This window comes from Pseudazoarcus sp. NS20 (assembly GCF_059703745.1).
Genome location: NZ_BAAKIY010000003.1, coordinates 280,124 through 295,519, shown reverse-complemented (window position 1 = coordinate 295,519; position 15,396 = coordinate 280,124). Strand labels below are relative to the sequence as shown.

Below are 15,396 nucleotides of genomic sequence, written 5' to 3'. Positions count from 1 at the left end.
GGGCGCGTGAACAGCGCGCCTTCTCATTGCCTTTCCAACATTGACGGCAACGCCTGGAAAGACTGAAGGGGCGCAGGTTCAGCTTACGCGCCGTCCGGCCTGCATCGCAAGCCGAACGGCACGAGCGGAGACACCAAGCAATCAGTTGGAGCCGGAGACTTTCGGCTGCTCGGCGTAGATCAGCAGAGGCTGGGAGCCTTCACTGATGGTGCCTTCATCGATAACGACCTTTTCCACGCCTTCGAGTTGCGGCAGGTCGTACATGATGTCGAGCAACGAAGCTTCGAGGATGGAGCGCAGACCGCGCGCACCGGTGCGGCGGGCGATGGCCTTGCGGGCCACGGCATGCAGCGCGGCGGGGCGGATTTCGAGCTCGACGCCTTCCATGGAGAAGAGCTTCTGATACTGCTTGACGAGGGCGTTTTTCGGCTCGATGAGGATCTGGATGAGCGCTTCTTCGTCGAGCTCTTCCAGCGTCGCCACCACCGGCAAGCGACCGACGAATTCCGGAATCAGACCGAACTTCACCAGATCTTCCGGCTCGACCTGGCCGAAAAACTCGGACGCGGCACGCCCGTCACGGCTCTTCACCTCGGCACCGAAACCGATGCCAACCTGCTCGGTGCGCTGACGGATGACCTTTTCAAGGCCGTCGAAAGCGCCACCGCAGATGAACAGGATGTTGGTGGTGTCGACCTGGATGAAATCCTGGTTGGGGTGCTTGCGCCCGCCCTGCGGCGGAATCGAAGCCTGCGTGCCTTCCACCAGTTTCAGCAGCGCCTGCTGCACGCCCTCGCCCGACACGTCACGCGTGATCGACGGGTTGTCGGACTTGCGTGAAATCTTGTCGATCTCGTCGATATAGACGATGCCCTGTTGGGCCTTGTCCACGTCGTAATCGCACTTCTGCAGCAGCTTCTGGATGATGTTCTCGACGTCCTCACCCACGTAACCGGCCTCGGTCAGCGTGGTGGCATCGGCCATGACGAACGGCACGTTGAGCAGGCGCGCCAGCGTCTGGGCCAGCAGCGTCTTGCCCGAGCCGGTCGGCCCGATCAGCAGGATGTTGCTCTTCGACAGCTCGACTTCATCCTTCTCTTTCGAGATGTGGCGCAGGCGCTTGTAGTGGTTGTACACCGCCACCGACAGGTTGCGCTTGGCCTTGTTTTGACCGATCACATACTGATCGAGAATACGGCTGATTTCCTGCGGGGTCGGCAGACTGCCTTTGCCTTCCTCGGTGCTGCCGCCTTGGAGCATCTCGTCGCGGATGATGTCGTTGCACAGTTCGATGCATTCATCGCAGATGAAAACGGACGGGCCGGCAATCAGCTTGCGCACCTCGTGCTGGCTCTTGCCGCAGAAAGAGCAGTAAAGCAGCTTGTCGTTACCCGTCTTCTTGTCCGTCATTTCGTTCTCTCAGCAGTTCAGACGTCAGCGCGCGAAGTCAGCACACGATCAACCAGACCATATTCGACCGCCGACTCGGCGCTCATGAAATTGTCGCGATCCGTGTCTTTCTCGATCTGCTCGATCGGCTGGCCGGTGTGTTTGGCCAACATGCCATTGAGGCGCTCACGGATGTACAGGATCTCGCGGGCATGGATTTCGATGTCCGACGCCTGCCCCTGGAAACCACCCAGCGGCTGGTGAATCATTACGCGCGAGTTCGGCAGGCAGAAGCGCTTGCCCTTGGCTCCGGCGGCGAGCAGGAACGAGCCCATGCTTGCAGCCTGGCCGATACACAGCGTCGACACGTCCGGCTTGATGAACTGCATGGTGTCGTAAATCGCCATGCCAGCCGTCACCGAACCGCCCGGCGAGTTGATGTAGAAATAAATGTCCTTGTCCGGGTTCTCGGACTCAAGAAACAACAACTGGGCAACGATGAGGTTGGCCGTCACGTCGTTCACCGGCCCGACCAGAAACACCACGCGCTCTTTCAGAAGGCGCGAATAGATGTCGTAGGCGCGCTCACCGCGCCCGCTCTGCTCCACCACCATCGGCACCATGCCGAGGGCTTGGGGTTCCCAGTTGCTGTGCATTTCGCTGGCTTTGCTCATCGTTATCCCGTGTTGAGTGCTTGTCAGGCAGCAGTATTGCCCATCAGTTCATCGAAGGAAATGGGCTTGTCGGAGGTTTTGGCCTGACCCAGCGCCCATTCCACGACGTTGTCTTCGATCACGACCGCTTCGACCTGCGACAGGCGCTCGGGTTGCGAGTAATACCAACGTACCAGTTCGCTCGGGTCTTCGTAGCTCTGAGCCATCTCTTCGATGACGGTCTTGACCTGCTCAGGCTTGGCGAAGAGCTCATTGGCCTTGACGATCTCGGCCATGATCAGGCCCAGCTTGACGCGGCGCTCGGCCTGCTCGGTGAACCACGACGACTGCACCGGGATGTCTTTCAGGTTCATGCCGCGCATTTCCATGTCGCGACGAGCGTTGTCGGCCAGCAGGCCGGACTCGTTCTCGACCAGCGCCTTCGGCACTTCGATCGGCGTGACGGCCAGCAGCGCATCCATCACCTGCTCTTTCACGCGAGCCTGAACACGACGCTTCACCTCGCGCTCGAGATTCTGGCGCACCTCGTCGCGCAGCTTGGTGACGTCGCCGTCGGCAACGCCCAGCGCCTTTGCGAACTCGGTGTCGATCTCCGGCAATACCGGGGCTTCAACGCCTTTCAGAGTGATCTCGAACTCAACCTTCTGACCTGCCAGCGCTTCAGCGTGGTAGTCGTCCGGGAAGGTCATTTCGAACTTCTTGGTTTCGCCCGCCGACAGGCCTTTCACGGCCTCCTCGAAATCCTTGAGCATCGAACCGGCACCGATCACGAACGGGAAGTCGTCGGCCTGACCGCCTTCGAACAGTTCGCCATCCTTGCGGCCGGCGAAGTCGATCACCACACGATCACCCTCTGCAGCGGCGCGATCGGCGGCTTCGTAGGTGGTGCGCTGCTTGCGCAACACGTCGATGGTCTTGTCGACTTCGGCATCACCCACCGTGAAGGCCGGGCGCTCAAGCGTCTGCTCGGCGAGCGAGCCCGGCTCGACATCGGGATAAACCTCGAAAATCGCGGTGAACGACAGCATGCCGTCGGCCGTGGCGTCACCCGGCTCGATGCTCGGCTGACCGGCGATGCGCAGTTCTTGCTCGCGCACTTTCTCGCTGAAGGCCTTTTCGACCAGCGCGCCGATCGCGTCCGAACGAGCCTGGCCACCGTAGGTCTGGGCCACGATCTTCATCGGGATCTTGCCCGGGCGGAAGCCGGCCATCTTGGCCGTGCGGGAAATCCGCTTGAGGCGAGCTTCGACATCTTTTTCGATGTCGGCCAGCGCCACGGTCATGTCAATGCGGCGCTCCAGCGCGCTCGAAGTTTCCTGATTGTTTTCCATCAATTGCTTCCCGACAAGGTCAAAAGATTCAGGCATTCGCGCCACCCGCCGGGGTAAAACCCGGCTGAATATGGGGGTTCTGGCCAGAACACCATGTTTTTGCAAACCGCCAATACTATCACACGGCCGCCACCGGCCCACCGGCTCAAGCAAGGAACAGACCTCGCCCGGCAACCGCCTTACAATCGAAGCAACAACGCAGCGGAGACACCATGTTCGCCCCACCCGAACCGATCTACACCGTCGCCGGCATACGCAGCATCGAGACGCGCGCTCGCGCCAAGGCCGACCCGAGTCTGATGGAGCGCGCCGGGCGCAACGCTGCCGAAGAGGCCGTGCGGCTGACCATGGATCGCCCCGGCACCATCCTGATTGCCTGCGGCCCGGGCAACAACGGGGGCGACGGCTTCGTCATGGCGCGCCGACTGCTGCAGGCACGCCGCCCTGTCGTGGTCGCGTTTGCGGGCGAGGCAGAGAAGCTTCCCGCCGATGCCCGCGCAGCCTACGACGCGTGGCATGAGGCCGGCGGAATGACCCTTGCCGATCTCCCCGCCGCCCCACCCGAAGGCTGGGCACTGGTGGTGGATGCCTTGTTCGGCATCGGCCTGAAGCGCGCGGTGGACGGGCACTACGCCTACTGGCTGGCACGCCTCAATGCCCTGCCCGGGCCGCGCCTGGCCATCGACATTCCAAGCGGCCTGGATGCAGACACCGGGCGCGTGCATGGCTATGCCTTCCGCGCCACCCACACCTTGAGCTTTCTTGCGCTGAAGGCCGGGCTTCTCACGCTCGACGGCCCCGACCATGCCGGCATCGTCACCGTGAACCGTCTGGACATCGACCCCGAACAGCACCTCGCGCCGCAGGGCATGCGCATCCGGGCCTCGCTGTTCCGCGACCATCTGGTGCCACGCCCGTACAACACGCACAAGGGCACCTTCGGCGACGCCGGCGTTCTGGGCGGTGCCAGCGGCATGAATGGTGCGGCGCTGCTCGCCGGCCGCGCCGCGCTCAAGCTTGGCGCGGGACGGATTCTGGTGGGCATGATGGACCGCGACGCTCCGACGGTAGACCCGATGCAGCCCGAACTGATGCTGCGCGCACCGGGCATCGTCGTCGACAACGCCGACGTGTGTGCCGTGGGAACGGGGCTGGGGCTTTCGGATGAATCGCGCCGCATGGTCGAACGCGTGCTGCCCTTGTCGATTCCGCTTGTGCTCGATGCCGATGCGCTGAACCTCATCGCCGACGACTACCGGCTGGAACAGATTTGCGCCGCGCGCCAGTCGCCCACCATCTTCACGCCCCATCCCGCCGAAGCCGGCCGCTTGCTCGGCTGCGACACCGCGGCGGTGCAGAAAGACCGCATCGGTGCGGCCCTGCAATTGGCTTCGCGCTTTCAGGCGCTGGTCGCGCTCAAGGGCTGCGGCACGATCATCGCCCTGCCCGACGGCCGCTGGTTCATCAACTGCACCGGCAACCCCGGCATGGCCACCGCCGGCATGGGCGACGTGCTCACCGGCATGATCACTGCACTGGTTGCGCAGCATTGGCCTGCCGAAGCGGCATTGATCGCGGCGGTGCACCTGCATGGCATGGCGGCCGACCATCTGGCCGAAGCCGGCGTCGGGCCCATAGGGCTCACCGCGGGCGAAGCCATCGACGCCGCGCGAGCCCGCTTCAACCACTGGATTCTCGAAGCTGCTTCGCCGCCCCCCGAGCCGTACTGAACCCATCGCGGCCGATGCTAGAATCGTCCGCCCATCGTCACAGGCCCTGCCATGCTCAACGCCCTGCAACTTCGCATCGAGATTCAACGCAGCGTCGCCGCGGCGCTGGCCGAGGATGTCGGCACCGGTGATCTCACCGCCCGCCTGATTCCGCTCGGCACCGACGCGCGCGGCCGTGTCATCACCCGCGAAGCGGCCGTGATGTGCGGCTCGGCATGGTTTGACGCCACCTTCGCGGCGCTCGACCCCACCGCCACGGTGTTATGGGACGTCAAGGACGGCGACCTGCTGGCACCCGGCCAAGCCTTGTGCGACATCGTCGCCAATGCGCGCGTACTGCTCACGGCCGAACGCACCGCGCTCAACTTCGTGCAACTGCTCGCGGGCACGGCCACGGTGACGCGCCGCTACGTGGATGCCGTGGCCGGCACCCGCGCAAAGATCGTGGACACCCGCAAGACCTTGCCCGGCTTGCGGCTCGCCCAGAAGTACGCCGTCGCTACGGGCGGTGGCAGCAATCACCGCGTCGGGCTGTACGACGGCATTCTGATCAAGGAAAACCACATCATCGCGGCGGGCGGCATCGAAGCCGCAGTAGCGCGGGCACGCGAGCTGGCCGCCCCCGATGTGTTCATCGAAGTCGAGGTGGAAACCCTCGAACAGCTCGAAACCGCCTTGGCCGCCGACGTGAAGATGATCCTGCTCGACAACATGGACCTCGCCACCATGCGCCGTGCGGTCGACGTCACCAACGACCGTGCCGAACTGGAAGCCTCCGGCGGCGTGAATCTGAAGCGTGTGCGGGCCATTGCCGACACCGGCGTGCACCGCATCTCCATCGGCGGACTGACCAAGGACGTTCAGGCCATCGATCTGTCGCTGCGACACGTGGAAGAGTAATCGCCCCAAGGCGCTTGGCGACAAGCAAAAAAAAGAACGGCCACCGCAAGGTGGCCGTTGTGCATTCGGACGCCAGCGCTCACGCGCTGTGTCGAACGATGAACTCCTTCACTGCGGCCACATCCGGTTCCATGACCTCGACGTGCTGCGGCAGGTCTTCCATGCCCTCGAAACCATCCGGACGGATCGGGTCACGCCCAAGCGCTTCGCGTATGATTTCGGCGAACTTCACCGGCTGAGCGGTTTCCAGCACCACCATCGGCATGTCGTCGGACATGTTCTCCAGCGCCACCTTCACGCCGTCTGCCGTATGCGTGTCGATCATCACGCCGTACTCTTCCCACACCTTTCGGATGGTGGCCAGTCGGTCGGCATGCGAGCTGCTGCCGGACACGAAGGCGAAATCGGGCATGCGCTTGATGTAAGGGGTGTCGTTCAGATCGAAGGCACCGCCGGCATCGACCTTGCCCCACAGTTCGGCCACCACCTTGGGGTCGCGCCCGACCAGATCGAACACGAAGCGCTCGAAGTTCGAGGCCTTCGAGATGTCCATCGACGGGCTGGAGGTGATGTGCGTTTCGGCCGTTGCGCGCGGGCGATATACGCCGGTGCGGAAGAACTCGTCGAGCACGTTGTTTTCGTTGGTGGCAAGGACAAGGCGACCGATTGGCAAGCCCATCTGGCGCGCGATGTGGCCGGCGCAGATGTTGCCGAAGTTGCCCGACGGCACGCAGAAGGCGACTTGCTCGTCGTTGCTCTGCGTGGCGGCGAAATAGCCCTTGAAGTAGTACACCACCTGCGCGGCCACGCGCGCCCAGTTGATCGAATTCACCGCACCGATGCGGTTTCTGGACTTGAAGGGGGCATCGTTGGAGACCGCCTTCACGATGTCCTGCGCGTCGTCGAACATGCCTTTGACGGCGATGTTGAAGATGTTGGGGTCGGCCAGCGAATACATCTGCGCTCGCTGGAAGGCGCTCATGCGGCCGTGCGGTGACAGCATGAACACACGCACGCCCTTCTTGCCCCGCATGGCGTACTCCGCCGCAGAGCCGGTGTCGCCCGAGGTGGCGCCGAGGATATTGATCTCTTCACCGCGCTTGGCCAGCACGTATTCGAACAGGTTGCCGAGCAGTTGCATGGCCATGTCCTTGAAGGCCAGCGTCGGGCCATTGGACAGCTCCAGCAAACCAAGCCGACCGGGCTTGAGCCACGAAACCGGCGTGACGTCGCCCGCATTGCCGCCATCGCGCACGTAGCGATACACGTCTGCGGTGTAGGTCTTGTCGCAGATGGCCTTGAGATCGGCGGGCGGAACGTCGGTGATGAACTTGGAAAGGATCTGGAAGGCCAGCTCGGCGTACGAGAGCTGGCGCCACGCGTCGAGCTCGGCGCGCGTGATCTGCGGGTAGGATTCCGGCAGATACAGGCCGCCGTCCGGGGCCAGCCCGCCGAGCAGGATGTCGCAGAATTCGGGGCCGGCCGCCTGGCCGCGCGTGGACAGATATTTCACGTAGATCCTCGATTTTCGGGAATGCCAGACAAGGGCCGGATTATCCCGCCCGCCGCAGTTGCTGTCCAATTCATGGCCGGGCGGCGAGACTCTTCATCCGGCGCTATCTTGGCCCGGGCGCATGCCGCATTGTCCCAGCAACTCCTGCCAGCCTCGCGTGTGGCGTGCCACGGCTTGGTCGAAACGCCGCCAGATGCTCTCCTCATGGGCCTCGGCGAAATTGCGCTCGGCGTAGCTTCGAACCGCTTCATTTCGCCCGCCTCCGATGGCCGCCAATGCCTGCAACGGCGGCATCAGTTCGCGACGTGAGCGTTGCAGCTCGGCAAGATACGGCTGAACCTCGCCCACATACACGCGCATGAACATGCCCAGCATGTTGTCCGCGGCACGTGGGCGCACGTCTGGCCGCGGGCAGATCGGGCGATCCTGCAGGCGCGCTTCGAGGATGCGTGAAGCGTCGTCCAGCCGGGTGATCGCCAGCATCGCGCCGCGCAGCGTCTGCCCCGCAAGCGGTCGTGACGGCCAGCGTTGATAGACGCCGTCCAGCGCCTTCACGTCAACGTCCAGCCGCCCTGCTTCCACCCGCGCCGTGATGTCGGCCACCGCACGCAGATCCGTGGCCATGGTGCTGGCGGTATCGCGGTCCGGGTGCACGGCGAGTGCGCCACGCGAACGCGTCAGGAAAGCTTCGATTTCGCTGCTGCCCCACACGGCGTTCCATGCCGCATCGGCAATTTGCGCGCGCTTGGCTTCGACGACTTCGCCAAGCCGTGCTGCGAGGCGCTCGTTGTCAATGGTTTGCTGACATTCCTGCGCTGCCCGCAAGAAACGCACTTCGTAATCGAACACCGAGGCCGGGTGCATCACACGCCCCATGATCGAATTGCGCTCGCCCACCACGTGCTGCAACTCGCAGCCGTATAAACCCAGAAAGTCGAGCATGCTCACGTCCAAAGCGGGAATCTCGCGCACCCGCTCACGCCGCCGCGGCAATTGCTCAAGGGTAGGGACGACCGTCAATTCGAAAGGCTCATCCAGCACGCGTGAAGTGCGCTCGATGTACTCCTCGAACAAAGTATCGGGCGAGGCGAAGGGGTCGCACGCCGTCAGGGCCAGCAAGCACCAGAAAGTCAGCGAAAGCGTGCGGCAGCGAGGCATGCGTGCAAAGAGGGAAAACATACGGCGGGTGGACTGCGCGCCCGCAGGCACGGTTCAACCAGCTAGCTGGCAATCGGCTCGGCGGGCTCTGGCAAAGCGCCTTCTAGCCATGCATCCATGGCCTCACGCAATTGAATGTCGAGCGCAATGACTTCATCCAGGCTGCGCGCCACATGCAGCTCATCGCCCGCGGAGCCAAGCACCTCAGCCGCCAATCCGTGAAGGCGACGATGCGCCTGAAGCGCTTCAGAGGCGTGGCCACCCAGCGCCAGCGCCCAATGCTCCATCCACTCACAACATCGGGAGCCCTGCGCCACGTCAGGCGCAGCGCCCTGAGGATCTGCGAACCATGCGGCAAGGCGTTCGACCCAGGCGCGCTGTTCGATGCTCGCGCGCAGCAAAGCCAGCCGGGTGACATCAAGGGTCTGCGCATTCACCCATACGCGGTCAGGCTTCCACTCGGACAACCAAGCAGCCACGGCCTCGCCCGGCATCGGCCGCGCGATGCCATAGCCCTGCGCCAGTTCGCAGCCCAGCCGCAACAGCAGCACGCCGTGCTCAAGGGTTTCCACGCCCTCGGCGATCACCTCGCGCCGGAACGCCCGTGCAAGACCCAGCACACCCTCCAGAATCGACAGATCGTCCGGGTCGTGCAGCATGTCGCGCACGAAGCCTTGGTCGATCTTGAGCACGCTTGTCGGCAGGCGCTTGAGGTACGCCAACGATGAATAGCCCGTGCCGAAGTCATCCAGCGCCACACGCACGCCCAAGCGGGTGCAAGCGTTCAGCACCGCGGAAGCGCGCGTCACGTCGGACAAGGCGCTGCTCTCGAGCACCTCCAGCTCGAGCCATCCGGCCGGCAAATTCGGATGCTGGCTCAATATGCTCTCGAGTCGCTGGACGAACGAGGCGTGCTGCAAGAAATGCGCCGAGACGTTGACGCTCACAGGCAGACGAATGCCGTTGGTCAGCCAACGTTCGGATTGCACCAGTGCCTGCTTGATGACCCATTCACCCACCTCCACGTCGAGCCGATGCTGCTCGATGGCAGGCAGGAAGGCAGAGGGCGGGAGGAGGCCCTCTTCAGGATGCTGCCAGCGCAACAAGGCCTCCACACCGATGACCTGGCCGGTGCGCATGTTTACCTTGGGCTGGTAATACAGCACCAATTCGTCGTTGTGCAGCGCCTCGGCGACGCGCTGTATGCATTCGTGCTGGCCGCGCAACAACTGATGCTGCTCGATATCGAAAACGTGGAATCGGCTGCGGCCGGCCAGTTTGGCCTGGTACATGGCGTGATCCGCCTGCCTGAGCAATTGCTCGGCTTCGACCGGCTCGCGCTGGGGGTAGAAGGTGATGCCGACGCTGCTCGACACATTCACGTCGAAGCCCTCCACCTCCACCGGCCGATCCACCGCCGCGATCAGGCGGCGCACCAGACTCATGCAGATGGCCGGCGTGCGTACATCGGAAAGCACCACGACGAACTCGTCGCCCCCCAGCCGCGCCACCGTGTCACCCGCGCGCAGGCAGCACTTCATGCGCTGTGATACCTCGACCAGCAGCCGATCACCAACCTCGCGCCCGTATGTGTCGTTGACGCCCTTGAACCAATCCAGATCCAGGTACACCACCGCGAGCTGACGCCGGTTGCGCCGGGCTCGGTACATAGCCTGCGCCAGTCTGTCTGCCAGCAGTGCGCGATTGGGCAGATCGGTAAGCTCGTCGAAGTGCGCAATGCGCTGCAAGGCAAGCTCGTCATGGCGCAAACGGGTAACCGCAAACGCGAAGCCGCACAGCACGATCACGCCAATCGCCGCAGTTCCGCGCACGATGTTCCACCAGCCGGCCAGGTAATGAGCCTCGGCCTGTGCCACCTGAACGTAGAAAGGGGATCGATCGAGCACCTTGAAGGTGCCGAGACGATCCGTCCCATCTGTGCTCGCGGTATAGCGCAGGGTCCCTTCTCGCTCACCTGCCGCGACGCGCAGCCGGACGGGGTTATCCGCCGGCAAGGGCCGATTGAACTCGGCCTTTCCCATGGTGGGGAAGCGCTGTACCAAAGTCGAGTCTTCCGTGCGACGCAGCAGCACCACGCCACCGGGGCCGACATCGACGCTGCGCAGCAACTCGCCCACGGCATCAATATCCACAACTGCGCTCACCACACCCAGGAAACGCCCATCCTCCTTGCGCAAGGCACGCGCCTGAACAAGCGAACTCCGCGACGTCGTACCCACCACTCGGACGGGCGAGAACATGGTTTCTAGCGAGGGGTCGCTGAGCAACTGCTGAAAATACGGGAGGTTCCCGATATCCGCCTCGTCGCGTCCAGCCCCGGAGGAATAAAGCAAGACACCATCCGCTCCGAAGATGTTGAGAGCGAAGATCTTCTCGAAGCTGCTTGCCAGATGCTGCAAGCTGCGCTCGATGCGAACCTGTTCGTACTCTGTGGCGGCACGCTCGAGACTGCCCTCCGGAAGCTCGCTGGCAACGAAATCGAGGGCACTGTCGATGCGATCGAAGCCGTCCGCAAGACCCGACTCGATCACCTGCACGAGATTGCTTGTGTTGGCCTGTGCCGTCGCCACCGCCTGACGATAGGTCACCGTGAGAAACAGCCCCAACACCGCGATCAACAGCAACAACGCAACGGAAAGCCAGAAAATTGCAGGCGGCGAGACTCTTCGAACAGGCGTTTTCGCCATTGGCTTGAGACGCAGGGGCGCGTGTTCGGCACGGATCATACGTTTGGCTCTGTCCTGGACAAACCGAACAATACGATACAAACGCAGTTGTTACAGAAAAACCTGAGAATGCGTGGCCCCGTTCGCGCACTTGGCGGTGCCCCTGATCGAAAGACCCCCAGCCTTACTGCAAGGCTCGCCCACCCGGCAACCGCAGTGAAAAACAAAAGCCGCGGACGAGCCGCGGCTTTCGGGTTGCTGCAAAGCACGGTCTGTTACTGCAGGCTTTCCATACGCAAGCGCGTGACCTTGCCGCGCACCACCGGCAACGCCTCAATGCTGCGAATCGCCGCATTGGCGTTTCGCTCCACCGTGCGGTGCGTGAGCATGATGATGTCGGTGCGCGATTCGCCCTCCTCGGCCTGTTTCTGGATCATGGCTTCGATGGAGATGTCGCTGTCGGCCAGAATACGAGTGATGTCGGCGAGCACGCCTGGTTTGTCGTCTACGCGCAGGCGCAGGTAATACGAGGTGATGATGTCCTCGATCGGCAGCACCTTCACGTCGTGCACCTGATCCGCCTGGAAGGCCAGGTGCGGCACGCGGTGCTCCGGGTCTGCCGTGTGCAGGCGGGTGACGTCGACGAGGTCGGCAATCACCGCGCTGGCGGTGGGCTCGGCACCAGCGCCCTTGCCGTAATAAAGCGTCGGGCCGACAGCGTCGCAATGCACCAGCACGGCATTCATGGCGCCTTCAACATTGGCGATCAGGCGGTCTTTCGGCACCAGCGTGGGGTGCACGCGCAGTTCAACGCCTTCCGGGCGCATCTTGGCGATGCCCAGCAGCTTGATGCGGTAACCGAGCTGGCCGGCATAGCCGATATCGACGCTGTCCAGGGTGGAAATGCCCTCGACGTGCGCGGCGCCGAACTGCATCGGCACGCCGAACGCGATGGCGCTCATGATGGATGCCTTGTGCGCGGCATCGATGCCTTCGATGTCGAAAGTAGGGTCGGCTTCGGCATAACCCAGTGCTTGCGCCTCACGCAGCACCTCATCGAAAGCGAGCCCCTTGTCGCGCATCTCGGACAAGATGAAGTTGGTGGTGCCGTTGATGATGCCGGCGAACCATTCGATGCGGTTGGCCGACAGACCTTCGCGCAACGCCTTGATGATCGGGATGCCACCGGCCACAGCCGCCTCGAAGGCGATCATCACGCCCTTGCGCTGGGCAGCCTCGAAGATCTCGTTGCCATGCATGGCCAGCAGCGCCTTGTTGGCCGTGACTACGTGCTTGCCATTGGAGATGGCATTGATGATCAGCTCGCGGGCGATGCCATAGCCGCCAATCAACTCGACGACGATATCCACCTCCGGGTCGGAGACCACCGAGAAGGCATCGTCCGTGACGCGCACGTCGTCACCCGCCACGCGGCGCGCGAGCTCGAGGTTCTTGTCGGCGACGACGCTGATGCGAATCGGGCGGCCTGCGCGGCGGGAAATTTCTTCTTCGTTGCGCTTGAGTACGTTGAAGGTGCCACCGCCGACGGTGCCGATGCCGAGAAGTCCTACGTTGATTGGTTTCATGTTCTACCGAAAAAAGAGTGGAAATGCAGCGCCGCGCGAGGCGCGCTCAGGTGCCGTGACGCTTGCGATACAGTTCGAGGAAGCGCGCAATGCGGCCGACCGCGTCCTGCAGATCGTCTTCGTGCGGCAGGAAGACCACGCGGAAGTGATCGGGTTCGGGCCAGTTGAAACCAGTGCCCTGCACCAGCAACACACGCTCTTCTTCAAGCAGCTCGGTGATGAAGGCCTGGTCATCCTCAATGGGATACACCTTCGGGTCTAGCCGCGGGAACATGTACAGCGTGGCCTTGGGCTTGACGCAGGTGACACCGGGAATCGCCGTGATCAACTCGTAGGCGAGATCCCTCTGGCGACGCATGCGGCCACCCTCGGCCACCAGGTCGTCAATGCTCTGGTAGCCACCCAGCGCCGTCTGGATGGCGTACTGACCCGGCACGTTGGCGCATAGACGCATCGAGGCGAGCATATTGAGGCCTTCGATGTAATCACCCGCCCGGCGCTTGTCGCCGCACACCACCATCCAGCCGGCGCGGTAACCGCAGGAGCGGTAGTTCTTCGACAGACCGTTGAAGATGATGGTCAGCACGTCTTCCGACAGCGCAGCCAGCGAGGTATGCACCGCGCCGTCGTACAGCACCTTGTCGTAGACCTCGTCTGCGTACAGGATCAGGTCGAACTCGCGGGCAAGGGCGATGATCTCCTTGAGCACCGCATCGGGGTACAGCGCACCGGTGGGGTTGTTCGGGTTGATGACAACGATGGCACGCGTGTTGGGCGTGATCTTGGCGCGCATGTCGGCGATATCGGGCATCCAGTCGTTGCCCTCGTCGCACAGGTAATGCACCGGCCGACCGCCCGAAAGGCTCACCGCAGCCGTCCACAACGGATAATCCGGCGCCGGCACCAGCACTTCGTCGCCGGCATTGAGCAGCGCGTTCATGGCCATCACGATCAGCTCGGACACGCCGTTGCCGAGATAGATGTCCTCGATCTCCACACCCTTGATGTTTTTCTGCTGGGTGTAATGCATCACGGCCTTGCGCGCCGAAAAAATACCCTTGGAGTCCGAATAACCAGCCGAATTGGGCAGGTTGCGGATCATGTCCATCTGGATTTCTTCGGGAGCATTGAAGCCGAATGAGGCGAGGTTGCCGATGTTCAGCTTGATGATGCGGTGGCCTTCGTCTTCCATCTGACGCGCGCGCACCATCACAGGGCCGCGGATGTCGTAGCAGACATCGGCCAGCTTGGCCGACTTGCGGATGGTACGTGCAGCCGGATTACCCTCGTCCGGCACCGCCGCCACGGGCGAAACCGGCGCAAGCGTGCGTTTGCTGGTCACAGTCATCTTGCCCGTTCCTGTAGGAATGAAGTCGCGCTAAAGGTCACTCGACCGTCCGGGCGCGAAAGGCCGGATCCGACATGCGGAAAAGGGTTGAATGGTACCGAATGCGCGGCTTTCCGGCAATTTCCGGGCACCATGGTGGCCATTTCCTTGCACCACCACGCTGCCAGACTCGGGCCTTTCGAGACGAGGCCCGCTTACAGGAACACCCACAGCAGGACGATGCCGAGCAGCACGCGATAGATCACGTAGGGCAGCATGCCGGTGCGGGCCAGCAGACGGATGAAGAGCCCGATGCAGGCATAGGCTGCAACACCTGCCACCACCGTCCCCAACAGCAAGGTGCCCCACTCCACAGGCACCTCCGACTGCACCAGGTCACGCCCGATCAACACGTTCGAGGCCAACAACGTCGGGATCGACAGCAGGAATGAAAAGCGCGCAGCCGCCTCGCGGGTGAGGCCGAGCATGAGGCCCGCAGTGATGGTGATCCCGGAACGCGAAGTGCCGGGGATCAGCGCCAGCGCCTGCGCCACGCCGACGATGGCGGCGTCGCGCCAACTGATGCTGAATTCGTCGCGGTTCCGGCTGCCTTTGACATCGGCCCACCACAGCACCAGGCCGAAGACGATGGCCGTCACCCCGATGACGATGGGGCCACGCAGGGAAGATTCGATGAACGATTTGCCGATCAGGCCGAAAAACACCACCGGCAAAGTACCCAAAACCACCGCCCAGGCGAGCTTGGCATCCGGTGACCAGCGGCCGGCAAGAGAGCCGATGCCAGCCGCGGTCATGCGCACCAGTTCGCGACGGAAGTAAGCCACCACCGCCACCAGCGTACCGAGATGAACAGCAACGTCGAAGGCCAGCCCCTGATCGGGCCAGCCGACAATCACCGGAACAAGAATGAGGTGCGCCGAACTGGAGATCGGCAGGAATTCGGTAACGCCCTGGATCAGCGCCAGAACGATGGTCTGCAAGTAATCCACCACTACTCCGCAAGCAGAATCAGCCGAGCATGATAGCCCATCGCAACGGCGCTTGTGGCGGCCCGAACGACGCCGGTATCAACGATTGTCA

General features: G+C 63.0%; 11 protein-coding genes. 2 read left to right on the top strand and 9 right to left on the bottom strand.

Annotated features, from left to right (window positions below):
* Positions 1-141: 141 nt before the first annotated feature.
* From clpX to tig, 3 genes are read right to left on the bottom strand one after another with little or no spacing between them, the layout of a single operon-like run.
* The gene (clpX, locus tag AC6H0W_RS10100) at positions 142-1,410 is read right to left on the bottom strand and encodes an ATP-dependent Clp protease ATP-binding subunit ClpX (RefSeq protein WP_497577028.1); all 1,269 of its coding nucleotides are present in this window, start codon (positions 1,408-1,410) and stop codon (positions 142-144) included.
* Between the two features lie 17 nt (positions 1,411-1,427).
* On the bottom strand, positions 1,428-2,063 hold the full coding sequence (gene clpP, locus AC6H0W_RS10095; protein ID WP_497577027.1) for an ATP-dependent Clp endopeptidase proteolytic subunit ClpP: 636 nt from the start codon (positions 2,061-2,063) through the stop codon (positions 1,428-1,430).
* Positions 2,064-2,086: 23 nt separating this feature from the next.
* Positions 2,087-3,394, bottom strand: a complete 1,308-nt coding sequence (tig, locus tag AC6H0W_RS10090) for a trigger factor (protein ID WP_497577026.1) — start codon at positions 3,392-3,394, stop codon at positions 2,087-2,089.
* 212 nt (positions 3,395-3,606) lie between these two features.
* Between tig and AC6H0W_RS10085 the strand changes: the two genes are divergently transcribed.
* Both AC6H0W_RS10085 and nadC read left to right on the top strand, forming a co-directional pair.
* Positions 3,607-5,124, top strand: a complete 1,518-nt coding sequence (locus AC6H0W_RS10085) for an NAD(P)H-hydrate dehydratase (protein WP_497577025.1) — start codon at positions 3,607-3,609, stop codon at positions 5,122-5,124.
* A gap of 51 nt (positions 5,125-5,175) precedes the next feature.
* Positions 5,176-6,024, top strand: a complete 849-nt coding sequence (gene nadC / locus AC6H0W_RS10080) for a carboxylating nicotinate-nucleotide diphosphorylase (protein WP_497577024.1) — start codon at positions 5,176-5,178, stop codon at positions 6,022-6,024.
* A gap of 79 nt (positions 6,025-6,103) precedes the next feature.
* On the opposite strand, the gene thrC is transcribed toward nadC, so the two are convergent.
* The 6 genes from thrC to AC6H0W_RS10050 form a co-directional block, all read right to left on the bottom strand.
* A complete protein-coding gene (thrC, locus tag AC6H0W_RS10075) occupies positions 6,104-7,537 on the bottom strand; it encodes a threonine synthase (protein WP_497577023.1) in 1,434 nt (477 codons plus the stop codon).
* 93 nt (positions 7,538-7,630) lie between these two features.
* Positions 7,631-8,716, bottom strand: a complete 1,086-nt coding sequence (locus AC6H0W_RS10070) for a DUF3080 family protein (protein ID WP_497577022.1) — start codon at positions 8,714-8,716, stop codon at positions 7,631-7,633.
* 41 nt (positions 8,717-8,757) lie between these two features.
* Positions 8,758-11,343 (bottom strand): putative bifunctional diguanylate cyclase/phosphodiesterase, encoded by a 2,586-nt coding sequence (locus AC6H0W_RS10065; RefSeq protein ID WP_497577021.1) that lies wholly within the window; start codon positions 11,341-11,343, stop codon positions 8,758-8,760.
* A gap of 314 nt (positions 11,344-11,657) precedes the next feature.
* Positions 11,658-12,968 (bottom strand): homoserine dehydrogenase, encoded by a 1,311-nt coding sequence (locus AC6H0W_RS10060; protein ID WP_497577020.1) that lies wholly within the window; start codon positions 12,966-12,968, stop codon positions 11,658-11,660.
* 46 nt (positions 12,969-13,014) lie between these two features.
* Positions 13,015-14,316 (bottom strand): pyridoxal phosphate-dependent aminotransferase, encoded by a 1,302-nt coding sequence (locus tag AC6H0W_RS10055; RefSeq protein ID WP_497577019.1) that lies wholly within the window; start codon positions 14,314-14,316, stop codon positions 13,015-13,017.
* 194 nt (positions 14,317-14,510) lie between these two features.
* Complete coding sequence (locus AC6H0W_RS10050; protein WP_497577018.1) at positions 14,511-15,305, bottom strand: undecaprenyl-diphosphate phosphatase; 795 nt, start codon at positions 15,303-15,305, stop codon at positions 14,511-14,513.
* Positions 15,306-15,396 lie beyond the last annotated feature (91 nt).